The sequence below is a fragment of the Streptomyces sp. MAR4 CNX-425 genome (genome assembly GCF_048656465.1).
GTDB lineage: Bacteria > Actinomycetota > Actinomycetes > Streptomycetales > Streptomycetaceae > Streptomyces.
Genome location: NZ_JBMDLF010000002.1, coordinates 424,929 through 448,160, shown reverse-complemented (window position 1 = coordinate 448,160; position 23,232 = coordinate 424,929). Strand labels below are relative to the sequence as shown.

The window sequence follows — 23,232 nt, the reverse complement described above, 5'->3', positions numbered from 1 at the left end:
TCCATGACCATACAGAAGACGCGCGTCCGCCCCGCCGCTCCGCCCGCGAAGCGGCGGCGGACGCCGACCACGAACGTGGCCGACGTGGGCCGCCCGGGATTCCTCTGGGCGGCCCCCGCCACGCTGTTCTTCGGCGCCTTCGCCGTCATACCGCTGATCATGGTCGCGGTGCTGTCCTTCATGTCCTGGGACGGCATCGGCGACCCCGAGTTCGCCGGGCTCGACAACTGGCGGCGCATCCTCGACGACCCCGTGATGATCGAGAGCATCTGGCTGAGCCTGCTGCTCACCGGGCTCGGGGTGGCGCTCCAGACGCCGCTGAGCATCATGCTCGGCGTCTGGGCGGCGGGCCAGCAGCGCAACCGCGCGGTGCTCTCGGCCATCTACTTCGTCCCGCTGCTGCTGTCCGCCACCGCCGTCTCCGTCGTCTGGCGCGCCCTGCTCGACCCCAACTTCGGCGTGCCCGCCGAGGCCACCTGGCTCTTCGGGGACGGCAACCTCTTCGGCGAGCAGGCGTCCGCGATCGGCGTGCTGGCCTTCGTCAGCACCTGGCAGTTCACCCCGTTCCACACCCTGATCTACCAGGGCGCGGCGCGGGCCATCCCGCCGGTGCTCTACCAGGCGGCGGAGATCGACGGGGCCGGGCGCTACCGGCAGTTCTTCCACGTCACGCTGCCGCAGCTGCGCAACGCGATCATGACGTCGATGATCCTCATGGTCGTCGGCGGCCTCACCACCTTCGAGACCGTCCTCATCCTCACCCAGGGCGGCCCGGGGACCGACACCACCATCAGCGCGTACTACATGTACGAGAAGGCGTTCAAGAGCTTCGACTACGGCGCCGGCGCGGCCATCGCGCTCGTCCTGGTCCTGGCCGCGACGGCCATCTCGCTGATCATGGTGCGGCTGTCCGGCTACGACAAGATGCGCAGCACCACGGAGGGCCTGTGATGAGGCGACGTCCCCACTACCTCGCCGGCGCGGGCTCGCTGATCTGGCTCTTCCTCATCGGCCTGCCGCTGTACGTGATGGTCACGGCGACGCTGAAGACCCAGTCGGACTTCGCCGACACCGGCCCGCTGGGCCTGCCCAGCGACGTCACGTTCGACAACTTCACCGGCGCCTTCGACACCGGCTTCGGCCGGTACTTCCTCAACACCCTGATCGTCACCGTCTGCGTCGTCGGCATCGTGCTGCTGCTCGTACCGCCGCTGTCGTACTCCATCGTGCGCAGCCGGGGCCGCATCACCACCGGCGTCTTCCGGCTCTTCCTCCTCGGCCTCGCCATCCCGCTGCAGGCCGTGATCGTCCCGATGTTCTACCTCATCAGCGAGGCCGGGCTCTACGACAACCTCATCGGCGTCATCCTGCCCACGGCCGCCTTCGCCCTGCCCGTCTCCACGCTCATCCTCAGCGGGACCATGCGGGACATCTCCCGGGAGCTGTTCGAGGCCATGGCCATGGACGGCGCCACCCCCCGGCGGATGTTCTTCCAGCTGGTGCTGCCGCTCTCCCGGGGCGGGATCGCCACCATCGTGGTCTTCTCCGCCCTCCAGGCGTGGAACGGCTTCCTCTTCCCGCTCGTCCTGACCCAGTCCGAAGAATCCAAAGTGATCACGCTCGGCCTCTACAACTTCCAGACCGAGCGCGGGATCGACGCGCCCGGGCTGCTGGCCGCCGTGCTCCTGTCGATGATCCCCGTCCTGCTCGTCTACCTGTTCGCCCGCCGGGCCCTCGTCCGGGGCCTCATGGGCGTCGGAGGAAAGTGACCGCGAACGTGGCAGTTGAGACACCCCGGGCAGACGCCCCGGACACGGCCACCCCCGTGTGGAACGACCCGGCCCACGACGTCGACACCCGCGTGGCGGCGCTGATGGCCGCCATGACCGTGGAGGAGAAGGTCGCCCAGCTCTTCGGGGTCTGGGTCGGCGCCTCCGCGGAGGGCGGCGAAGTGGCGCCGTACCAGCACGAGATGGAGGAGGTCGTCGACCTCGACACGCTGCTGCCGGCCGGACTCGGGCAGCTGACGCGGCCGTTCGGCACCGCGCCGGTCGACCCCGCCCTCGGCGCGCTGTCCCTGATGCGCACCCAGGCGCGGGTCGTGGCCGCGAACCGCTTCGGCATCCCCGCCCTCGCCCACGAGGAGTGCCTCGCCGGCTTCGCCACCTGGGGCGCGACCGCCTACCCCGTGCCGCTGTCCTGGGGCGCGACGTTCAACCCGGCGCTGGTGCGGCGGATGGCCGCGGCCATCGGCCGGGACATGCGCGCCGTGGGCGTGCACCAGGGCCTCGCGCCGGTGCTGGACGTGGTACGGGACGCGCGCTGGGGGCGGGTGGAGGAGACCGTCGGCGAGGACCCGTACCTCGTCGGCACCGTCGCCACCGCGTACATTCAGGGCCTGGAGTCCGCCGGCGTGCTCGCCACGCTCAAGCACTTCGTCGGCTACTCCGCCTCCCGCGCCGGCCGCAACCTCGCCCCGGCCGCGATGGGCGAGCGCGAGCGCGCGGACGTGCTGCTGCCGCCGTTCGAGATGGCGCTGCGGGAGAGCGGCGTGGGGTCGGTGATGAGCTCGTACACCGACACCGACGGCGTGCCGGCGGCGGCCGACGCCGCGCTGCTGACCGGGCTGCTCCGGGACACCTGGGGCTTCGACGGCACCGTCGTGGCCGACTACTTCGGCATCTCCTTCCTGCGCACGCTGCACGGCGTCGCGGACGACTGGGCCGGGGCCGCCGGCGCCGCGCTGGCCGCCGGGGTGGACGTGGAGCTGCCCACGGTCAAGACCTTCGGCCCGCCGCTGCTGGCGGCGCTCGCCGACGGCCGCGTCGACGAGGCGCTGGTCGACCGCGCGCTGCGCCGGGTGCTGGCGCAGAAGACCCGGCTGGGGCTGCTCGACGGCGACTGGTCGCCGGTGCCGCCGGCGCTCGCCGCCGCCGGCGTCGGGAGCGCCGCGGCGGCCGACCCGGACGCGCTGCGCGGCAGCGTCGACCTGGACCCGGTCGGCAACCGGGAGCTGGCGCGCGAGGTCGCCGAGCAGGCCGTGGTGCTGCTCGCCAACGACGGCACGCTGCCGCTGCGCCAGCCGCGCCGCATCGCGCTCGTCGGCCCCAACGCCGAGGACCCGCACGCCGTGCTCGGCTGCTACTCCTTCCCCGTCCACGTCGGCGTCAAGCACCCCGAGATCCCCGTCGGGATCGGGCTGCCCACGCTCCACGAGGCGCTGCGCCGGGAGTTCCCCGCCGCCATCGTCACCGTCGCCGCCGGCTGCTCGGTCGACGGGCCGGAGACGGACGGCATCGCCGCGGCCGTACGGGCCGCGCGCGAGGCCGACGTCGTGATCGCGGCGCTCGGCGACCGCGCCGGGCTCTTCGGCCGCGGCACCAGCGGCGAGGGCTGCGACGCGGTGTCGCTGACGCTGCCGGGCGTCCAGCAGCAGCTGCTCGACGCCCTGCTGGACAGCGGGACGCCCGTGGTGCCGGTGCTGCTGGCCGGGCGGCCGTACGCGCTGGGCCGGGCGGCGGACGAGGCGGCGGCGATCGTGCAGTCGTTCTTCCCCGGCGTGGAGGGGACGACGGCGCTGGCCGACGTGCTCAGCGGCCGGACGAACCCGTCGGGCCGGCTGCCCGTGGGCGTGCCGCGCGGCCCGGGGGCGCAGCCGGCGACGTATCTCGCGCCCCGGCTGGGCCAGGCCACCGAGGTGTCCAACGTCGACCCGACCGCCGCCTTCGCGTTCGGCCACGGGCTGTCGTACACGACGTTCGCGTGGTCGGACCTGGCGGTGGTGGCGGCGGAGGCGCCCACGGACGGCGAGTTCGCGCTGTCGTTCACCGTCCGCAACACCGGCGACCGGGACGGCACCGAGGTCGTGCAGCTGTACCTGCACGACCCCGTGGCCTCCGTCGTGCAGCCGGTGCAGCGGCTCGTCGGCTACACCCGGGTGGCGCTGCGCGCGGGGGAGGAGCGCCGGGTGCGGGTGGTCGTGCCGGCCGACGTGGCCGCGTTCACCGGGCGCGACGGGCGCCGGGTGGTGGAGCCGGGCGGGCTGGAGCTGCGGCTGTCGGCGTCGAGCGCGGCGCCGCGGCTCACCGCGGCGGTGACGCTGACCGGCCCGCCGCGGTACGTGGACCACACCCGCCGGCTGCACGCCGAGTTCGACCCGCACCGGGACCCGGAGGCGGACCCCGACGCCCCCGACGAGGCGCCCGGCGGCTGAGCGGCCCCCGACGGCCCGGCCGCCGGCCGGGCAGGCGCGCCGCACCGGACTCCTCCCGGTCCGGTGCGGCGCGCGCCGGCGCTCCGTCACCCCCGCCGCGCGAGGCCGCCGAGCGCCTCCGGCAGCTCGCCGGCGTACACCACCCCGAGGCGCTGCGTCGCCCGGGTCAGCGCCACGTACAGGTCGCTGCCGCCGAACAGCGCCGGCTCCGCCACGACCACCGTGTCGAACTCCAGCCCCTTCGCCTGCCGCGGCCCCAGCAGCACCACCGGCCGCGTCAGGTCCGGCGCCGGGCCCGCCGCCGCGTCGGGCAGCGCCGCCGCCAGCGCCGGCAGCAGCTCCGCCGGCGCGATCACCGCGAGCCGCCCGGCGTCCTCCGACTCCCGGGCCACGGCCGCCGCGACCGCCGCCGGCACGTCGCCGGACGCACCCCCGGCGCGCTCCGCCCAGGGCCGTACCCCCGTGGCCCGCACCGAGCGCGGCGGCGCGTACCCGGGGTCCGCCGCCCGCGCCACCGCGGCCGCGACCTCCATGATCTCGGCGGGCGTCCGGTAGTTGACGCCCAGCGTGAGGTGCTCGTAGCGCTTGTCCACATACGGGCCGAGGATCGCCTCCCACGACCCGCACGCCCCCGGCTCCGCCGTCTGCGCCGGGTCGCCGACCAGCGTCATCGACCGGGTCGGGCAGCGCCGCATCAGCAGCCGCCACGCCATCGGCGACAGCTCCTGCGCCTCGTCGACGATGATGTGCCCGAAGGTCCAGGTGCGGTCCGCCGCCGCCCGCTCGGCCGCCGTCCGGTGGTCGGCCTCCTCCTGGCGCTCGGCCAGCCGCTCGGCGTCGATCAGGTCGTGCGCCGCCAGCACCTCCGCCTCGTCGTCGCCGCGGTCCTCGAACTCCTGGGTGCGCGAGCCGTACGACATCTCCAGCACACCCTGCGCGTACGCGATCCGCTCCTGCCGCTCCGCCTCCGCGCGCGCCCGCGCCGCCGCCCGCGCGGGGCCGTCGTCGCCGAGCAGCTCCGCCGCCTCGTCCAGCAGCGGCACGTCGGCCGGGGTCCAGGGCCCGCCGGCGCGGCGGATCAGCTCCGCGTCCGGCTCCGGCAGGTGCGCCGGCTCGGCGAGGAAGTCCGCGACCAGCTCCTCGGGCGTCAGCAGCGGCCACAGCCCGGCGATGGCCGCGTGCACGTCCTCGTTGGCGGCGACCGCCTTGCCGAGCTGGGCGACGTCGTCCGGGCCGAGCAGGTTCTCGTCGCCGAACGGGTCGTCGCCGAGGCGCTCGGTGAGCTGCCGGGTCAGCCCGTCGATGACGTTGAACGCGAAGTGCGGCCGGGCCGCGTTGTGCGGCAGCCCGGTGGCCCGGGCCCGCTTGCGGGCCGCATTGGCCAGCCAGTGGTCGAGGTGCAGCTCGCCGTCCTCGTGCGGGATGACGACGGTCTCCGCCGGCAGCCGCTGCCGGTCGGTGAGGTACGCGGCGAGCGCGTCCGCCATCGCCGTGCCGCCCTTGACCGCCGCCGCCGCGGGGGTGTCGGTGCCGGTGGCGCCGACGCCGGGGAACAGCTCGCCGGGGGTGGCCAGCAGCACGCCGGTCTCGCCGAGCGCGGGCAGCACCTCGGAGATGTAGCCGAGGAAGGCGGGGCCCGGGCCGACGACGAGCACGGCGCGGCGGGCGAGCTGCTCGCGGTGCGCGTAGAGCAGGTAGGCGGCGCGGTGCAGGGCGACGGCGGTCTTGCCGGTGCCGGGCCCGCCCTCGACGACGAGGACGCCCGCGTGCGGGGCGCGGATGATGCGGTCCTGGTCGGCCTGGATGGTCTGCACGATGTCGTGCATCCGGCCGGTGCGGGCGGCGTCGAGGGCGGCCAGCAGCACCGCGTCGGCGTCGGCGCCCTCCAGGCCGGTGCGCTCGGGGTCGGTGAGGTCGAGGATCTCGTCGTGCAGGGCCGTGACCCGCTGGCGGCCGGCGACGCCCGCGGTGGAGATGTGCCGCCGCCGGCGCAGCCCCATGGGGGTGTGGCCGGTGGCGAGGTAGAAGGGACGGGCCACGTCGGCCCGCCAGTCGACGACGAGCGGGGTGCGATCCTCGTCGTCGGCGCGCATGCCGATGCGGCCGATGTGGTGGTCGCGGCCGTCGCGGAAGTTCAGCCGGCCGAAGCACAGACCGTGCTCGCCGGCGTTGAACGCGGCCAGCAGCCCGGACTGTTCGGCCACGAGGACGTCCCGCTCCAGCCGGGCCTGGAGGGTGCTTCCCCCGTCCCGGGCCAGGGCCGTCCGGACCCCCGCTTCGGCGCCCTCGCGCAGCTCCGCGAGGCGCTGCTGGAGCAGGTCGAGGAATTCCTGCTCGCGCCGCATTTCGTCGTTCGGCACCTCGTTTGACAATTCAGCTCCCGCACGGATAGAATGCCCGCATCGCACTTTCCCCCAACGCCAGTTCAAGAGAGACGAATTCGCGCAGAGAATTCCTCACGATAGCAGTTTCACAGCTCCGGCCGAAAACGGCGGAGCTTTTTTTCGTGCCCGCCCGGGTTACGCTCGGGGCATGAGCACTCCAGACACCCCCGAAGACGTGGCACACCTGCTGGTGCGCTGCCTGGAGGCCGAGGGCGTGACGCACGTCTTCGGCGTGCCGGGCGAGGAGAACATCCGCTTCGTCGACGCCGTCAACGCCTCCCCGTCCATCGACTACGTCCTCGTGCGCCACGAGCAGGGCGCGTCGTTCATGGCGGAGATGTACGGCCGTATCACCGGCCGCGCGGGGGTGTGCTCCGCGACCCTCGGCCCCGGGGCCATCAACCTGCTGCTCGGCGTCGCCGACGGGCAGACCAACAGCACGCCGGTGGTCGCGCTCGCGGCCCAGGGCGGCGAGGACCGGATGCACAAGGAGTCGCACCAGGTCATCGACCTGCCCGCGATGTTCGCGCCGGTCACCCAGTTCTCCCAGCCGGTACGCACCCCCGCCGCGGTGCCGGAGATGGTGCGGCAGGCGTTCAAGACCGCGCAGAGCGAGCGGCCCGGCGCGGTGTTCCTCGCGCTGCCCGAGGACATAGAAGGCGCCGTCCCCGACCCGCCGCTGGACCCGCTGCCCATCAACCGGCCGCGCCCCGAGGCCCCGTCCCCGGCGCAGCTGGAGCGGGCCGCCGAGGTGCTGGCGGGCGCCGCGCGCCCCATCCTGCTGGCCGGCCACGGCGCCACCCGGTCCGGCGCCACCGACGCCCTGGTCCGCTTCTCCGAGCGGCTCGACATTCCGGTGGCGACCACGTTCAACGGCAAGGGCGTCTTTCCCGACGACCACCCCAACGCCCTCGGCGCCGTCGGCTTCATGCGCCACGACTACACCAACTTCGGCTTCGACAACGCCGACGTTCTCATCTGCGTCGGGTACGAGTTGCAGGAGTTCGACCCGGTCAAGATCAACCCGCAGGGCGACAAGAAGATCCTGCACCTGCACCACTTCCCGGCCGAGGTCGACGCCCACTACCCGGTCGCGGTCGGCGTGCTCGGCGACCCCTCCGCCGCGCTCGACGGCCTCGCGGACGCCGTCGGCCGCACGTTCCACGGCGACGGCCGGCTCATCCGCGGGCTGCTCGCCGAGGAGCTGGCGCACGGCCGCCGGAACGCCGCGTTCCCGCTCGCGCCGCAGCGCGTCGTCGCCGACGTCCGCGAGGCGCTCGGCCGCGAGGACGTGGTGCTGGTCGACACCGGCGCCGGCAAGATGTGGATGGCCCGGCTCTACCCCACGTACGAGCCCAACACCTGCCTGATCTCCAACGGCCTGTCCACCATGGGCTTCGCCGTCCCCGGCGCCATCGGCGCCAGGCTCGCCCGGCCGGAGGCCCAGGTGCTCGCGATGACCGGCGACGGCGCGTTCCTCATGAACTCGCAGGAGCTGGAGACCGCCGTCCGCGAGGGCATCGCGATGACCGTGCTGGTCCTCGTCGACGACGAGTACGGGCTGATCACCTGGAAGATGGAGCTGGACATGGGGCGGCACTCCCACACCCGCTTCGGCAACCCGGACCTGGTGACCTACGCGGAGAGCTTCGGCGCCCGCGGGCACGCGGTGAAGTCCGCCGACGAACTGCTGCCCGTCCTGCGCGACGCGCTCGCCCACGACGGCGTGGACGTCATCTCCTGCCCCGTCGACTACACCGAGAACCTGCGCCTGACCGACCGGCTCGGCGCCCTCCAGGGCCCGTTCTGATCGGCCCCGCCCCGGTGGTCCTCAGCCGGCCGGGCTGAGGATCACCGACCGGGTCAGGTGCCGCGGCTCGTCCGGGTCGAGCCCGCGGGCGGCGGCCAGCGCCACCGCGAGCCGCTGCGCCCGCACCAGCTCCGCCACCGGGTCGAGCCCGCCGGTGACCCACAGCGCGCCGGTCGCGTGCACCTCGTCCTGAAGGCCCGTGGGCGCGTCGCCGATCATCCAGGTGGCGGTGCCCGAGGTGGTGATGCTGATCGGCCCGTGCCGGTACTCCATCGCCGGGTACGACTCCGTCCACGCCAGCGCCGCCTCGCGCATCTTCAGCGCCGCCTCGTGCGCCAGCCCCACGGTCCAGCCGCTGCCGAGGAAGGTGAACTGCCGGGCGTCGAGCAACGCCCGCGGCAGCGGCTCGACGAGCGCCAGCTCCGCGTCCTCCACCGCCGTCGCCGGCTGCGCCCCGAGGTGGGCGCGGAGCAGCGTCAGCGCGGTGGTGGCGAAGCGGGTCTGCACCACCGAGCGCTCGTCGGCGAAGTCCAGCACGACGGTGTCGTCCGCCGCCCCGGCCACCGGCGTCGCCCCGTCCGCGACGATCGCGGTGGTACGCACCGAGCCGCCCAGCGCGGACAGCAGCCGCAGCACCTCGGTGGTGGTGCCGGAGCGGGTCAGCGCCACCACCCGGTCGTAGCGCCGGCCGGCCGGGAACGCGGAGGCGGGGAAGGCGTCCGTCTCGCCGTGGCCCGACTCCTCGCGCAGCGCCGCGTACGCCTGCGCCATGAAGTACGACGTGCCGCAGCCGACGGCCGCGACCCGCTCGCCGGCCTGCGGCAGCAGCGCCCCGTACCCTCCCGCCAGCTCCGTCGCCCGGCGCCAGCACGCGGGCTGGTCGGCCAGCTCAGCGGCTACGTACGTCATCTTCATCGCCCGCCCTGTGTGAGAACCATTGTTCAATCATGCATGCTAAGGCAGAATTCCAAGCATCTTCAAGCATCGCCGGGTGGAAGGATTCGGGTTGAACCAGCACGAACGGCACGGCGCGCTGCTGCGGCTGCTCGCCGAGCGCGGCCGGCTCGACGTGGAGTCCGTGGCCGTCGAGGTGGCGGTGTCCGCCGCCACCATCAGGCGCGATCTGGACCAGCTGGCCGAGCAGCAGCTCCTCGTCCGCACCCGCGGCGGGGCCGTGCCGAACGACGTGGCGTACGACCTGCCGCTGCGCCACCGCGCCGGGCGGGACGCCGCGGAGAAGGAGCGCATCGGCCGGGCCGCGGCCGCGATGGTCGAGCGCGGCATGGTGGTCGGCCTCAACGGCGGCACCACCACCGCCGCCGTGGCCCGCGCGCTCGCCGCCCGCGCCGACTGGGGCGACGCCGCCGAGAGCGCCGGCGACGGGCAGCCCGCCGTCACCGTCGTCACCAACGCGCTCAACATCGCCGCCGAGCTCGCCGTGCGGCGCAGCGTGAAGGTCGTCGTCTCCGGCGGGGTCGCCATGCCCTCCTCGTACGAACTCGTCGGCCCGCTCGCCGGCCACATCCTCCGCGAGATCCGCCTCGACATCGCCTTCGTCGGCGCCGACGCCGTCGACGCCGAGCACGGCGCCAGCGCCCGCGACGAGCACGAGGCGAGCATCAACGCGCTGCTGGCCGCGCAGGCCGCCCGGCTGGTCGTGGTCGCCGACTCCACCAAGCTCGGGGTGCGCACCTTCGCCCGGATCTGCCCGCCGGCCGACATCGACGTGCTCGTCACCGACGACCGGGCGCCGGAAGTGGCCGGCGAGTTCGAGGACAAGGGGATGACCGTGGTGCGGGCATGAGCGGGCGCGGCGGCATCGTGACCGACCTCCGGCTGGGGGTCGTCGGCCTCGGGCTGCGCGGCGACCTCGCCGACGCCGCCCACCGGCCCGGCGTGGGCTCCGTCGTCGCCGCCGTCGCCGACACCGACCCGGCGGTGCGGGCGGGCGTCGCCGGGCGCTTCCCCGGCGCCGTCGCCTACCCCGACCACCGCCGGCTGCTCGACGCCGCGGACGCCGACGGCGTCGACGCGGTCGTCGTCGCCACCCCCGACGACACCCACGCGACCGTCGCCCGCGCCGCGCTCGAAGCCGGCCGGCCGGTCTTCGTGGAGAAGCCCCTCGGCATCACCGTCGAGGAGTGCGACGCCATCCTGCGCACGGCGTACGAGACCGGCACGCCGCTGTACGTCGGGGACACCATGCGGCACTCCGCCGTCGTCCGGCTGATGCGCGACATCGTCGCGCGCGGCGACATCGGCGTGCCGCGCACCGTGTGGGTGCGGCACTTCGTCGCGTACGGCGGCGACTACTACTTCAAGGACTGGCACGCCGAACGCCGCCGCACCACCGGGCTGCTGGTGCAGAAGGCCGCCCACGACATCGACGTCGTGCACTGGCTCGCCGGCGGCTACACCAGCCGCGTCCACGCCCTCGGGGCCCTCATGCTCTACGGCGACCTGCCCCGCCGCCCGCCCGGCACCCCGCGCCCCGCCGTCCGGCCCCGGGACGACGCCTGGCCGCCCGCGGCGCGCCGCGACCTGAACCCGGTGGTGGACGTCGAGGACGTCTCCGTGATGAACATGCGCCTCGACAACGGCGTCATCGCCGCCTACCAGCAGTGCCACTTCAGCCCCGACTACTGGCGCAGCTACACCGTCATCGGCACCGAGGGCCGGCTGGAGAACTTCGGCGACCGCCCCGGCGACGAGGTCCGCGTCTGGCACACCGGCCCCTCCGGCTACCGCCCCGGCGCCGACGCCATCCACCGCGTCCCCGCCGCCGACGGCGCGCACGGCCGGGCCGACGAGCGGGTCGTCGCCGAGTTCTGCCGCTTCGCCCGCCTCGGCGGCGCCACCGACACCTCGCCGCTCGCCGCCCGGATGAGCGTCGCCGCGGGCGTGCTCGCGACCCGTTCGCTGCGCTCCGGGGGCATGGCGTACGACGTGCCGCCGCCCGACCCGGCGCTCGCGGCGTACTTCGCCGCGGGCCAGCCCAGGCCCGCGCACCAGCACTGAGGACCGATCACCGCCTTCCCGGAGGGAACCGATGAGCGTGCACCGCAGGCACTTCCTGGCAGGGACGACGATCGCCGGCGGCGCCGCGCTGCTGCCGGCCCTCGGCGCCGCGGCGCCGGCGTCGGCGGCGGCGCGCGGCGGCGGGGCCGGGGACGGCCCGTACGGCGGCGGAGGCGGCGACGGCGGCGGAGGCGGCGACGGCACCGCGGGCGCCCGGCGGGCGCTGGCCCGGCTGCTGCCCCGCCACCACCGGCAGTTCGAGCTGTCGCTGCTCCCCGCCTTGGGCCCCGACCACTACCGCGTCACCGGCACCCCGGGCCGGATCGCCGTCGCCGCCACCGGTACGGGCCCGCTGCTCACCGGCGTCGGCGCCTACCTCAAGCGCACCGCCCGCGCGCACGTCTCCTGGAACGGCGACCAGCTCGACCTCCCCGGCCGGCTGCCCGCCCCCGACCGCCCGCTGGCCGGCGAGGCGCACGTGCCGCACCGCTTCGCGTACAACGACACCCACGAGGGCTACACCGGCGCCTACCGCGACTTCGCCGCCTGGGAGCGCGCCCTCGACGTGCTCGCGCTGCACGGCGTCAACGAGGTGCTGGTGTGCGTCGGCACCGACGCCGTCTACTACGAGACCTTCCGCCGGTTCGGCTACTCCGACGCCGAGATGCGCGCCTGGATCCCCGCCCCCGCGCACCAGCCCTGGTGGCTGCTGCAGAACATGGCCTCCTTCGGCGGCCCCGTCTCCGCCCGCCTGCTGCGCCTGCGCGCCGAGCTGGGCGCACGCGTCACCGCGCGGGTGCGCGAGCTGGGCATGACGCCCGTACTCCCCGGCTACTTCGGCACCGTCCCCGACGGCTTCGCGGAGAAGAACCCCGGCGCCCGCGTCGTCCCGCAGGGCGGCTGGGTCGGCTTCGACCGGCCCGGCTGGCTCGACCCCCGCGACCCGCACTTCGCCGAGGTCGCCGCCGCGTTCTACGGCCACCAGCGCGACCTGCTCGGCCCGGCCGGGATGTACAAGATGGACCTGCTGCACGAGGGCGGCGACCCCGGCGACGTGCCGGTCGGCGCCGCCGCCCGCGCCGTGGAGGCGGCCCTCCGCCGCGCCCACCCGGACGCGCTCTGGGCGATCCTCGGCTGGCAGACCAACCCGGACCGGGAGATCCTGAAGGCCGTCGACCGCGACCGCATGCTCGTCCTCGACGGCCTCTCCGACCGCTTCCCCACCGTCACCGACCGCGAGGCCGACTGGCTCGGCACCCCCTACGCCTTCGGGTCCATCTGGAACTTCGGCGGCCACACCGCCCTCGGCGCCAACACCCCCGACTGGGCCGCGCTCTACCCCGCCTGGCGCGACAAGCCGGGCAGCGCCCTCGCCGGCGTCGCCATGATGCCCGAGGGCGCCGGCAACAACGCCGCCGCCATGTCCCTGCTCACCGAGCTCGCCTGGACCCCCGGCCGGGTCGACCTCGACGCCTGGTTCCGCGAGTACGCGACCGCCCGCTACGGCGCCGACGACCCGCACGCGGCCGCCGCCTGGCAGGTGCTCCGCGAGACCGCCTACGGCACCACGCGCGCCGACTCCTGGAGCGAGGGCGCCGACAGCGTCTTCTGCGCCCGCCCGGGCCTCGACGTCCGCAGCGCCGCCGCCTGGAGCCCGCCGGAGGACCGCTACGACACCGCCGCCTTCGACCGCGCGCTCACCGAACTCCTCGCCGTCGCGCCCGGGCTGCGCCGCTCCGCCGCGTACCGCTACGACCTCATGGACGTCGCCAGACAGGCGCTCGCCAACCGCGGCCGCCCGCTGCTGGCGCGGATCAGGCAGGCGTACGAGGACGGCGACCGGGACCGGCTGCGCGAGCTGACGTCCGCCTGGCTGGGGCTGATCCGGCTGCAGGACCGGGTGGTGGGCACGGACGCGCGGCACCTCCTCGGCCGCTACCTCGCCGAGGCCCGCGCCTGGGGCGCCGACCGTGCCGAGCGCGACCGGCTGGAGTACGACGCGCGCTCGCTGCTCACCACCTGGGGCCCGCGCGCCGGCAGCGAGGCGGGGCTGCACGACTACGCGAACCGCGAGTGGCAGGGCCTCCTCGGCGACTTCTACCACGGCCGCTGGCAGACCTACTTCGCCACCCTCGACGAGGCGCTGCGGACCGGCACCGAACCGGCGGCCGTCGACTGGTTCGCGTACGAGGATGCCTGGGCGCGCCGCACCGACCGCCACCCCGAGCGGCCGCGCGGCGACATCCGCCGGCTGGCCCGGCAGACCGCGCACGTCCTCGCCCGCCACCCGCTCGCCGCGCCCGTCGGCTGAGCGGCGCGGCCCCCGGGGCGCACCGGCCGGCGGCACGGGTACGGGAGCCGCCCCCCGTACCCGTGCCGCCCCTCACACCCGCCGCTGGACGTGCAGCAGGTACTCCTTGCGGTCCAGCGGGTTGTGGTCGGTCCGCGGCCGCTCCGGGGCCGGCCCGCGCACCTCCCGGTAGCGGCCGAAGGCGCTCTCCAGCACGCCCTCGCCGCGGGTCAGCCCCGGCAGCCGCCGCTCCAGCCCGTGCACCCGCGCGGCCGGCACCTCGCCCTGAAGCACCGCGACGCCGCCGCGCACCTCCTGCGCGTCGACCACCGCGTCCAGCGCCGCGAACGCCGGCCACAGCGCCGGCACCGTGTCCTCCGGCGCCTCCAGCCGGAACCGCTGCACCGGCTCGTGCACCCGGGTCCCGGCCCGCTTCAGCGCGTCCGCCAGCACCAGCGGCGTGATGCCGCGGAAGTCGGCGCCGGTGCTCGACATGGCCTTGCTGAAGCCCTGGTGGGCGTGGCTCTGCCGGGGCCAGTAGCCGGAGTGCGTCATGGTCACCCGCACGTCCGGGATCTCCCAGCCGCTCAGGCCCTGGCGCAGCGTGGCGCGCACGGTGTCCTCGACGGCCTTGAAGAACGCGTACGGCATGGAGCCCAGCTCCACGGCCAGTTCGAAGAGCACGCCCGTGCCCGGCGGTGCCGGCTCGACGCGCAGCCCGACGGTGGCCAGGAACGGGTTCGTGTCCGTGTCGCCCTTCTCGTACGCCGCGCCCGCGCCGGCCAGCCGCTCGACGTGGATGACCGACGACTCGCGGAAGGACACCGGCAGGCCGTACTCGTCGGCGAGCGTGGCGCCGATGACCTCCTTCTGCACCTCGCCGTAGAGCGAGACGTACAGCTCCCGCCGGATGTCGTCCTGGCGCAGCGCGATCAGCGGGTCCTGCTCGGCGAGCTGGAAGAGCGCCGCGTGCAGCGCGCCGGTGTCGGACGCCCGGTCCGGCACCACGACCGTCTCCAGCGTCGGCGGCGCGAAGTGGTGCCGCCGCGCCTCACCGGCCCGGCCGTCGCCCGCGCCGGCCGCCGCGCCGACCGCGTCGCCGACGCGCACCCCGGCCAGCCCCCGCACCAGGGCGATGCGGCCGGCCGGCACCCCGGCGGCGGGCACCGCCGCGCCCTGGTCGAAGACCTCGACGCCGGTGACCTTCTCCCTCACCCCAGCGCGGTCGCCGTCCCCGTACGCCAGCTCCCGGCGGGCCCGTACGGTGCCGGCGAGCACCCGCACGTACGCGACCTTCTCGCCGCCCGGCCCGCGCTCGACCTTGAAGACCGTGCCCGCGACGGGCGCGTCCGGGTCCCCGGCCGGCGCCGGCAGCAGCTCGGTGATGCCCGCGGTCAGCTCCGCGACCCCCGCGCCGGTGGCGGCGGAGCCGAAGTACACCGGGTGCACCAGCGCGCCGGCGGTCTGCTCGGCGAGGCTCTTGCGCAGCCGGCGGTACGTCACCGCCGCCTCGTCGGCGACGTAGTCGGCGAGCAGCGCGTCGTCGTGACCCGCGAGGACGTCGGCGAGCCGGCCGGTGAAGCCGGCGTCCCCGGGGCCGTACGGGGTGAAGGCGGCGGCGCGGGTGCCGAGCGCGCGGACGGCGCCCATGGCGACGGCGCCCGGCGCGAGCTTCGCGGCGACGTCCCGGACGAGCGCATCGGCGCGCGCGCCGCGCCGGTCGGTCTTGTTGACGAAGACCAGGGTGGGGATGGCCAGCCGCCGCAGCGTGCGCATGAGCACCCGGGTCTGCGCCTGCACGCCCTCCACGGCGGAGACCACGAGCACCGCCCCGTCGAGCACGTGCAGCACCCGCTCCACCTCGGCGATGAAGTCGGGGTGGCCGGGCGTGTCGATGAGGTTGACGGTGGTGCCGTCGAGCGCGAAGGAGACGACGGCGGACTTGATGGTGATGCCCCGCTGCCGCTCCAGCGCGAGCGAGTCGGTGCGGGTGCTGCCGTCGTCGACACTCCCGACCTCGTCGACGACCCCGGCGGCGTGCAGGAGCCGCTCGGTCAGGCTGGTCTTACCGGCGTCGACATGGGCCAGGATTCCCAGGTTCAGCGTGTGCACGAAGCGTCATGTCCCTTGTGTGGATGGCGATGGCCTGCTGGGTGGACATGAACGCTGCGCGCATGCGCGTTTCCTTTCCGTACGGGGTCACGGGTCTGCCGTGCCCGGCCAGTGCAGCAGCGGACGGCCGGGCACGGCAACCGAATTAGGGCTCAGCGGCGGCCGAGGCGCTCGATCAGCTCGTGCTGGTAGGCCGTTTGGCCCTCCACCCGCGCGTAGCTGCCCACGGCCCACGGGCCGCCGAGCGGGCCGCCCGGCGCCAGGTCGGCGATCTCGTGCGCCTGCGTCTCGCCGGTGGTGACCACGGCGCCCTCGTGCCGGGTCCAGCGGCGGCCGTCGTAGTGCCAGAAGAGCGGCGGCCCTTCCCAGCCGTAGGGGTCGCCGGACAGCCAGATCCCGCCGCGGCCGTCGCCGGTGACGCTCCCGGCGAAGAGCCCGGCGACCGGGCCGGTGACGTCCCGCCAGGTGCGGCCGTTCCAGTGGTGGACCCGGGGCTCGGCGAACCCGTCGCCGCCGGCCGCCGGGACCCGGCCGGCCACCCAGACGCTGCGCTCGGACTCCACGTGGACGTCGGTCAGCCGCAGGTCCGGCCCGCCGGGGGCCGCCGTCTCGGCCCAGGCGCCGTCCCGCCACCGCAGCACCACGGGGCGGCTCTCCTCGCCGACGTGGAAGAAGCCGCCCACGGCCCAGGCGGTGCGGGAGGAGCGCGAGGTGACGTCGAGCACGTCCACGCCCCGCGGCAGCTTCTCCGACGTCCACGAGCCGTGGGCGTACGTGCTCAGCCACTCCAGGCCCGCGACCCAGACGCGGTGCGGCGCGGCGGCGATCTCCGCGAGGCCGTGGTGCGCGCCGCCGGGCAGGCGGGGCATCGGCACCTGCCGCCACCTCCTGCCGTCGTGGCGGACGGCGTACTCGGCCTCGTCGTTCCAGCCGTACGCCCACACGTGGGACGGCGAGGAGGAGTCCACCGAGTTCCAATGGCGGACGGGCGGCAGGGCGGGGTCCCGCTCGTCGCGCCACCGCCTGCCGTCCCACCGCAGCACGACGCCTTCCGGACCGCCCTCGTAGGCGCGGCCGGTGCCCACGGCCCAGGCGCCGGAGCCGGCGGACGTGACCGACGTCAGCCGGGCGCCGTCCGGCAGGCTGCCGGCGAGGGATATCTGCCAGCGGGGTTCGTGCGCGGAGACGGCCGCCGGCTCCGCCGCGGTCGCCGGGGCGGCGAGCGCGGCGGCGGCGAGCGCCGCGGCCACGGCGACGGCGGTGTTTCCCCAAGTCCTCATCCCTGAGTTCCTTCCTGCGGGCGGTCCGACACGGGGTCAGACCGCCCACAGGAGGCGAGGGTTGTCCAGTTATTTCAGTTATGTCCCTACGTCATCCGGGGTGCCCCGTGAGCTCACCGGGTGTTCACCGGGCGCGTACGGCGTCCAGTTCGGCCACCGAGGCGAAGGTGTCCGACGCGCCGTGCTCACTGAGCACCCGCAGCGCGACGTACCTCGCCGTCACCTCCGCGAACGGCACGGTGAACTCGGTGCGGTCCGCGGGGAAGGCGCCGGCGGCCACGGTCCGCCAGTCCTCGCCGTCGGCGGAGACCAGCACCTCGTAGTCCTTCACCCGGCCGTTGATCCCGCCGTCCTGCCGCGGCATGTAGCGCACCCCCGCCAGGCGCCGCTCGGCGCCGGTGTCGACCGACAGCCGCTGCGGCAGCGCGGCGCCGTAGTCGCTGTGCCAGTGGGTGTACGGGTCGTTGTCCACGGCGGCCGCGGCCCGGCCCGGCTCCCCGGCGGTCTCCTCGCTGGTGGCGGTCGCGGTCCAGCCGTCCTGCCCGTACATGCCGGGGTTGGCGCCGATCTGCGACCGGGGGTCGGCCGGGTCGGCGGCCGTGACCGGCAGCGCGTCGCCGACGCGGTCGTAGGCGTCGAGGAACGGCTGCACGGGGGAGCCGGCCGGCTGCGCCCAGGTGCGGTCGGCGACGACGGCGAGCGGGCGGCGGGCGAAGTAGTCGACCCAGCCCATCGAGTACGCGTAGGTGCGGTCGGACCAGCGGGCCATCCGGTAGCCGAGGATGCCGGGCGCGGACTCGAACGGGTAGTCGCGGTAGACGTCGCGCACGTCGAAGAAGGCGTAGTCGCCGGGCGTGGCGCCGAAGCCCGGGCTCATGTACAGCTTGCCCTCCTCCATGCCGACGGTGGGGTAGCCCTGGGCGGCCCGGCCGCCGGGGGGCGAGAGCCACTCGGTGACCGCGGTGCGCTTGTCCGGGTCGATGCTGGTGGGCTGCCGGAAGTCCCACCACTGCCAGACCTGCGCCGTCTTGCCCTCGGCGCGCACGGCGGCGGCCAGGTCGTCGATGAACTCCACCAGCACGTCGCCGGGGTAGGGGTAGCCCTGCTTCTTCTGGTACGCGACGAGTTCGGGGCACGCCTCCTGCGCCGGGCGCAGCGGGACTTCGTCGGTGCCGATGTGCAGGTACGGCCCGTCGAAGATGTCCGCGACCTCGGCGACCAGCTCGCGGGCGAAGCGGCGCGTCTCGGGCTTGGTGTAGTCCAGCGTCCAGTGGCCGCGGTCGGAGCCCTCCCAGCCGTTGTCCGGCCGGGACATCGACTCGCACCGGAACGCCAGGTCGGGGCGGGCGTCGCCGAGGGAGACGGCGTGCCCGGGCAGGTCGATCTCGGGGACGAGCGTCACGCCGTGGCGCGCGGCGTAGTCCTCCAGGTCGCGCAGCTCGCGCTTGGTGTAGTGCTCCTCGGCGACGATGCCGGGGAACCGGTCGCTCTCGATGCGGTAGCCGTTCCAGTCCGTCAGGTGCAGGTGGAAGGTGTTGAGCTTGTACCAGGCGAGCTGGCGGATCTGCTGCTTGAGGTAGTCCACCGGGAAGTACCTGCGGCCCACGTCGAGCATCACGCCGCGCTCGCCGTGGGTGGGGTGGTCGCGCGCGGTGCCGCGGGCGACGGTGTGCGGCTCGGGGCTGGTGCGCAGGGCCTGGAGCAGGGTGCGGGTGCCGTAGAGCACCCCGCGGCGGTCGGGGGCGGTGATCCGGGCGGAGCCGGCGACGTCCAGCTCGTAGCCCTCGGGGGAGGGGGCGGAGCCGCCGAGGGACAGGCCGATGTCGCCGCTGCCGGGGTGGCCGGTGGCGATCCGCGGGCGCAGCCCCTCCTGCATCCGCAGCTCGCGGGCGAGCATGGCCGCGGTGGGCAGCAGCTTCCCGGCGTCGCCCCGGTCCACCACGATCCGGCTGTCGCGGGTCAGCTCCCACTCGCCCCGGCCGCCCTCCCACGAGCGCACGGACGGGACGGTGACCGGCGCGGGGTTGGGCTCGGCGGCCTGGCTCGCGGGCAGGCCGGGGGCGAGCGGGAGCAGTATCCCGGCGGCCGCGGCGAGCCAGAGGGCGCGGGTGCGGAGGCGTCGTGGGCCGCGGCGGGCGTACGGCCCGGCCTGCGGCTTCGTACGCGAGGACGGTCTCTGCGGCACTGGCGCCGGGGTCTTCTGCGGCATGGCGGCTCCCTCGGACGACGGCAACTTCCCAGGCTTACCAACCCGCCTCCGACCGCGGCCATGGACGGAAGCGCGGCGCGGCGTGGACTTCCGCGCCGGCGCGGGAAGTTGCGGCGCCCCCATTCCCATATCGTGTGAGAATCGGTCAAGCTGTTTGTGAACTAATCGCCCGGTCGAGCGAATCTCGACCGGTTGGTTTGCGCCAACCTTGCCCCTGTCCCGACCTGTCGCAGTACGGTTGGCGGTCCACCCAGGACCCCGGTGACTATGACCTCGGCTGCCCGCCCTCCGGCTGGGCGGAACGGGCCCCGTGGGGGGAGCACGTGGTGTACACAGGCGACGTGAGCGGAGTTTCGTGGCGCGCCGGCGGCGACGACCGCGCCGATCGCGGGGAGTCGCGCTTCGCGCGGAGCTACCGGCGGCACGGTTTCACCGTGCTGGAGTTACGCGGCGAGATCGACCTCGCCGCCCAGCTCGACGTCGGGCCGTATCTCGACATGATCACCGGCGTGCCCGGGCCGCGGGTCGTCGTCGACCTGTGCCCTACGGAGTTCCTCGACTGCTCCGGCCTGCGGCTGCTCGTACGCGCCCGCCTGCGCACCGCCGACCGCGACGGTGAGCTGCGGCTGGTCTGCCCCGAGACCGCCGCGGCGCACCGGATCCTGCGGCACTGCGGGCTGCTCGGCGCGCTGGAACCGGTGCCGACGCTGGCCGACGCCCTCTCCGACGACTACCCCGGAGCGGTCGCCCGTCCCGTCTGAGGAGGGTGTCGCTCCCGCGTTCCACCGGGCGGGAGGGCGGCGCCCCGGCCCGGCCGCGCCCCGCCGGGGGCGCGGCCCGGGCGCTAGGCCGCCGCCACCCGCGGCATCCACATCGGCTCCTTGCCCAGCTCCGCCCAGATGTACTTCAGCAGCAGCTCGGACTTCAGCCCCGCGCTGTCCGGGTCGTCCCACAGGTTGCGCGTCTCGCCCGGGTCCGCGCGCAGGTCGAACAGCTCGCCGTAGGTCCGCCCCTGGTAGACCGTCAGCTTGTAGCGGTCGTCGACGTACGTGCGCAGGCTGACCGCCGCCGGCTCGTGCCGGAACTCGCAGATGACGTGGTCCCGCGCGCGCTGCGCCGCGCCGGTGAGGACCGCCGCCTGGCTGACGCCGGTCATCTCCGGCGGCACCGGCAGCCCGGCCAGCTCCAGGAACGTCGGCGCCAGGTCGACCGTCGACAGCAGCGCGGAGGAGGCCCGCCCGGCCGGCACCCGGCCCGGCCAGCGGGCGAGGAACGGCACCCGCAGCAGGTCCTCGTAGTGGAACGCGCCCTTGGCCTGGAGCCCGTGCTGGCCGAAGAAGTGCCCGTGGTCGGTGGTGAACACCACGATCGTGTCCTCGGCCAGGCCCAGCGCCTCCAGCCGGTCCAGGATCCGGCCGACGTACTCGTCCAGCAGGCTGACCATCCCGTAGTACGTGGCCACCAGCCGCCGCCGCTCGGCGGCCGGCAGCCGGTGGGAGTGGAAGCCGTGCACGTAGTGCCCCGACTCCTGCCAGGGCGAGAAGTCCGGCCGGTCCTGCTGGGTGAGGCCGAAGTGCGGCGGGTTGCCGTCGTGTTCGCCCGCGACGGCCTCGGGCACGGTCAGCGCGTCCGGGTCGTACATCCGGTCCCAGGGCTCGGGCACCAGGTACGGGGGGTGCGGGTCGAAGAAGCTGGCCCAGCAGAAAAACGATTCGCCTCGCTCGGCGTACCCGTCGAGGAGCGCGCCGGTGCGCTCGGCGATCCAGGCGTTGTAGTGCAGCTTCTCGGGGATCGGCCAGGTGTGCCGCGTGTCCGGGTCCAGGGTGCCGGTCGGCGGCCGGAACCAGCGCCGCCAGTCCGCGCGCCCCTGCCGCTGGAGCCAGAGCGCGTAGTGCTGCCCCGCGTGCGCCTCCGCGGTGTGGTTGCGGGCCAGCTCCACGTGGTCGAAGCCGTAGTACGGGCCGTGGAAGTCCCGCCAGAAGTCCAGGTCCTGCAACAGCGGGTACGACTCGATCGAGGGGTGCTCCGGCGTGCTCGCGAGCGGCTGGAAGTGCGCCTTGCCGACCAGCGAGGTGGCGTAGCCCGCGGCGCCCAGGTGCCCGCCGAGCGTGGGCTGGTCCTCGGGCAGCTTGGTGCCCAGCGTCCACGCGCCGTGCTGGCTGGGGTACTTGCCGGTGATCATCGAGGCGCGGGTCGGGGTGCACGTCGGGTTGGGGCAGTAGGCGCGCTCGAAGGCGGTGCCCTGGGCGGCGAGCCGGTCGAGGTGCGGGGTGCGGATCTCGGGGTTGCCCCGGCCCAGGGTGTTCCAGTGCTGCTGGTCGCTGGTGATCAGCAGGATGTTGGGGCGGCGGGCGGGCTGCGTCATACGGTCCGCTTCCTGACGGGGGCGTGCGCGGGAGCGTCAGCGGTCATGGCACCTTTCTACCCCCGGGACCGGCTGCCGCACGCCGCCCGGGTACGGGCCGCCGGCCGCGTCCGGCGCCGGCCGCCCCCGGGTGACGATCCGGCCGCCGGCCGCGTCGATCGTCCGCATCTGCAGGGAGCCGCACTGGCACCGGGTCCAGATCGTCATCCCGCCGGCGGTGCGGTGCCGCGAGACCGTGTGGAACGGCGTGCTGTCCGCCCAGCCGCAGTGGGGGCAGTGACCCTCGAACAACTCGGATGTCCTCTCTCCGCCGCGCGTTCCGGCGGCGCCTGTCGTCGTGACCGCGTTTCCTGCTCCCCAGCATGGAAGCTGTGTTCGTTCAGGTCTAGGTTGGATTTATGGACGGCATCGTGAAGGAGGGTCTACATGATTGATCTGCGCCGGCTCCGCGTGCTGCGCGCGGTCGCGTACTACGGCACCGTGACCGCCGCCGCCGAGTCCCTCCACCTCACCCCCTCCGCCGCCTCCCAGCAGATCCGGCAGCTGGGCCGCGAACTCGACGTCCGGCTGCTGGAGCCGCAGGGCCGCCGGGTGCGGCTCACACCCGCGGCGCGCGGGCTGCTCGCGCACGCCGACGCCATCGAGGCGCGGTGGGAGGAGGCGGAGTCGGAGCTGCACGCGCTGGACGGCGAACCGGCCGGGGAGCTGCGCATGGCCGGGTTTCCCAGCGCGATGTGCCGGCTGCTCGCGCCGGTCGCCGGCGGGCTGCGCGCGCAGTTCCCGCGCCTGGACGTACGGCTGCGCGAGGCCGAACCGGCGGACTGCTACGACCTGCTCTTCAACGGCGAGACCGACCTCGCCGTCGTCGAGGCCTCCGCCGACGCCCCGGCCCACGGGGACCGGCGCTTCGAGCAGCAGACGCTCATCGAGGACCCGTTCGACCTGCTGGTGCCCGAGGACCACCCGCTGGCCGGGCGGGCGGAGATCGGGCTCGCCGAGGCGGCGGGGGAGCGGTGGATCATCGGCCCCCCGGGCGTCTGGTCGCGGCAGCACGTGCTCGCCGCGTGCAGCGCCGCGGGCTTCGGGCCGAACGTGGCCAACGAGGCGTGCGACTTCACCGTGACGGGCGTGATGGTCTCGCACGGCCTCGGCGTCGCGCTCGTCCCCCGGCTCGCGCAGCTCTCCGGCGTGCCGTCGGTCCGCCGGCTGCGGGTGACCGGGACCCCGACGCCGTCCCGGACGTTCCTGACGGTCACCCGGCGCGGCGGCACCGGCAGCCCGGCGGTGCGGGCGGCGCTGGACGCGCTGCGCGTACGGGCCAAGGAGACCGTCGGGTAGCCCCAAGGGTCCGCGGGCCCGCGGGGCACGGACCCCGCGGGCCCGCGGAAGGGGGGGGGGGCGGGGCGGGAGGATACCCCGCCCCCCGGGGAGGGGGGTTGGTGACGGCCGGACGGCAGGCGCTCGGGCACCGCCGGCCGGCCGCCGCTCCGGGTCCCGGCCGGAGCCGGGTGGCCGGGCGGGCCGTTGTGGGGACGGCCCACCCGGCCGGCG

Annotated in this window: 16 protein-coding genes; 10 read left to right on the top strand and 6 right to left on the bottom strand. The window is 75.0% G+C overall.

Annotated features, from left to right (window positions below; all coding sequences use genetic code 11):
- Window positions 1–3: 3 nt before the first annotated feature.
- The 3 genes from ACHZ99_RS07240 to ACHZ99_RS07230 are packed head-to-tail and all read left to right on the top strand — an operon-like array spanning window position 4 to window position 4,213.
- Entirely contained in the window at window positions 4–951 is a 948-nt protein-coding gene (locus ACHZ99_RS07240) for a carbohydrate ABC transporter permease (protein ID WP_420303543.1), read from the top strand.
- Window positions 951–1,769, top strand: coding sequence for a carbohydrate ABC transporter permease (locus ACHZ99_RS07235; RefSeq protein ID WP_420303542.1), 819 nt, complete (start codon window positions 951–953; stop codon window positions 1,767–1,769). The genes ACHZ99_RS07240 and ACHZ99_RS07235 overlap by 1 nt, the downstream gene beginning before the upstream one ends.
- A complete protein-coding gene (locus ACHZ99_RS07230; RefSeq protein ID WP_420303541.1) occupies window positions 1,766–4,213 on the top strand; it encodes a glycoside hydrolase family 3 N-terminal domain-containing protein in 2,448 nt (815 codons plus the stop codon). The genes ACHZ99_RS07235 and ACHZ99_RS07230 overlap by 4 nt, the downstream gene beginning before the upstream one ends.
- Window positions 4,214–4,299: 86 nt before the next feature.
- Here ACHZ99_RS07230 and ACHZ99_RS07225 read toward each other — a convergent pair whose 3' ends face one another.
- Window positions 4,300–6,558 (bottom strand): HelD family protein, encoded by a 2,259-nt coding sequence (locus ACHZ99_RS07225; protein WP_420304008.1) that lies wholly within the window; start codon window positions 6,556–6,558, stop codon window positions 4,300–4,302.
- A gap of 187 nt (window positions 6,559–6,745) precedes the next feature.
- Between ACHZ99_RS07225 and ACHZ99_RS07220 the strand changes: the two genes are divergently transcribed.
- On the top strand, window positions 6,746–8,407 hold the full coding sequence (locus ACHZ99_RS07220; protein WP_420303540.1) for an acetolactate synthase large subunit: 1,662 nt from the start codon (window positions 6,746–6,748) through the stop codon (window positions 8,405–8,407).
- Between the two features lie 21 nt (window positions 8,408–8,428).
- Here ACHZ99_RS07220 and ACHZ99_RS07215 read toward each other — a convergent pair whose 3' ends face one another.
- Window positions 8,429–9,316 (bottom strand): SIS domain-containing protein, encoded by an 888-nt coding sequence (locus ACHZ99_RS07215; RefSeq protein ID WP_420303539.1) that lies wholly within the window; start codon window positions 9,314–9,316, stop codon window positions 8,429–8,431.
- A 97-nt stretch (window positions 9,317–9,413) separates the two neighbouring features.
- Here ACHZ99_RS07215 and ACHZ99_RS07210 point away from each other — a divergent pair, with 97 nt between their 5' ends.
- The 3 genes from ACHZ99_RS07210 to ACHZ99_RS07200 are packed head-to-tail and all read left to right on the top strand — an operon-like array spanning window position 9,414 to window position 13,736.
- Window positions 9,414–10,211 carry a DeoR/GlpR family DNA-binding transcription regulator gene (locus ACHZ99_RS07210; RefSeq protein WP_420303538.1) on the top strand — a complete coding sequence of 266 codons (798 nt, stop codon included), beginning with the start codon at window positions 9,414–9,416 and terminating at the stop codon, window positions 10,209–10,211.
- Complete coding sequence (locus ACHZ99_RS07205; RefSeq protein WP_420303537.1) at window positions 10,208–11,425, top strand: Gfo/Idh/MocA family protein; 1,218 nt, start codon at window positions 10,208–10,210, stop codon at window positions 11,423–11,425. The genes ACHZ99_RS07210 and ACHZ99_RS07205 overlap by 4 nt, the downstream gene beginning before the upstream one ends.
- Window positions 11,426–11,456: 31 nt before the next feature.
- Entirely contained in the window at window positions 11,457–13,736 is a 2,280-nt protein-coding gene (locus ACHZ99_RS07200; RefSeq protein ID WP_420303536.1) for an alpha-N-acetylglucosaminidase, read from the top strand.
- A 72-nt stretch (window positions 13,737–13,808) separates the two neighbouring features.
- On the opposite strand, the gene ACHZ99_RS07195 is transcribed toward ACHZ99_RS07200, so the two are convergent.
- The 3 genes from ACHZ99_RS07195 to ACHZ99_RS07185 form a co-directional block, all read right to left on the bottom strand.
- Window positions 13,809–15,827, bottom strand: coding sequence for a GTP-binding protein (locus ACHZ99_RS07195; RefSeq protein WP_420303535.1), 2,019 nt, complete (start codon window positions 15,825–15,827; stop codon window positions 13,809–13,811).
- Window positions 15,828–15,979: 152 nt separating this feature from the next.
- Window positions 15,980–17,107: a hypothetical protein gene (locus ACHZ99_RS07190; protein WP_420303534.1), complete on the bottom strand. Its 1,128-nt coding sequence runs from the start codon at window positions 17,105–17,107 to the stop codon at window positions 15,980–15,982.
- 124 nt (window positions 17,108–17,231) lie between these two features.
- Complete coding sequence (locus tag ACHZ99_RS07185; protein WP_420303533.1) at window positions 17,232–19,316, bottom strand: family 20 glycosylhydrolase; 2,085 nt, start codon at window positions 19,314–19,316, stop codon at window positions 17,232–17,234.
- A 326-nt stretch (window positions 19,317–19,642) separates the two neighbouring features.
- Between ACHZ99_RS07185 and ACHZ99_RS07180 the strand changes: the two genes are divergently transcribed.
- Window positions 19,643–20,077: an anti-sigma factor antagonist gene (locus ACHZ99_RS07180; RefSeq protein ID WP_420303532.1), complete on the top strand. Its 435-nt coding sequence runs from the start codon at window positions 19,643–19,645 to the stop codon at window positions 20,075–20,077.
- 83 nt (window positions 20,078–20,160) lie between these two features.
- Here ACHZ99_RS07180 and ACHZ99_RS07175 read toward each other — a convergent pair whose 3' ends face one another.
- Window positions 20,161–21,681: a sulfatase gene (locus ACHZ99_RS07175; RefSeq protein WP_420303531.1), complete on the bottom strand. Its 1,521-nt coding sequence runs from the start codon at window positions 21,679–21,681 to the stop codon at window positions 20,161–20,163.
- A gap of 130 nt (window positions 21,682–21,811) precedes the next feature.
- Between ACHZ99_RS07175 and ACHZ99_RS07170 the strand changes: the two genes are divergently transcribed.
- Window positions 21,812–21,961: a hypothetical protein gene (locus ACHZ99_RS07170; RefSeq protein ID WP_344290013.1), complete on the top strand. Its 150-nt coding sequence runs from the start codon at window positions 21,812–21,814 to the stop codon at window positions 21,959–21,961.
- 146 nt (window positions 21,962–22,107) lie between these two features.
- On the top strand, window positions 22,108–23,019 hold the full coding sequence (locus tag ACHZ99_RS07165) for a LysR family transcriptional regulator (RefSeq protein ID WP_420303530.1): 912 nt from the start codon (window positions 22,108–22,110) through the stop codon (window positions 23,017–23,019).
- Window positions 23,020–23,232 lie beyond the last annotated feature (213 nt).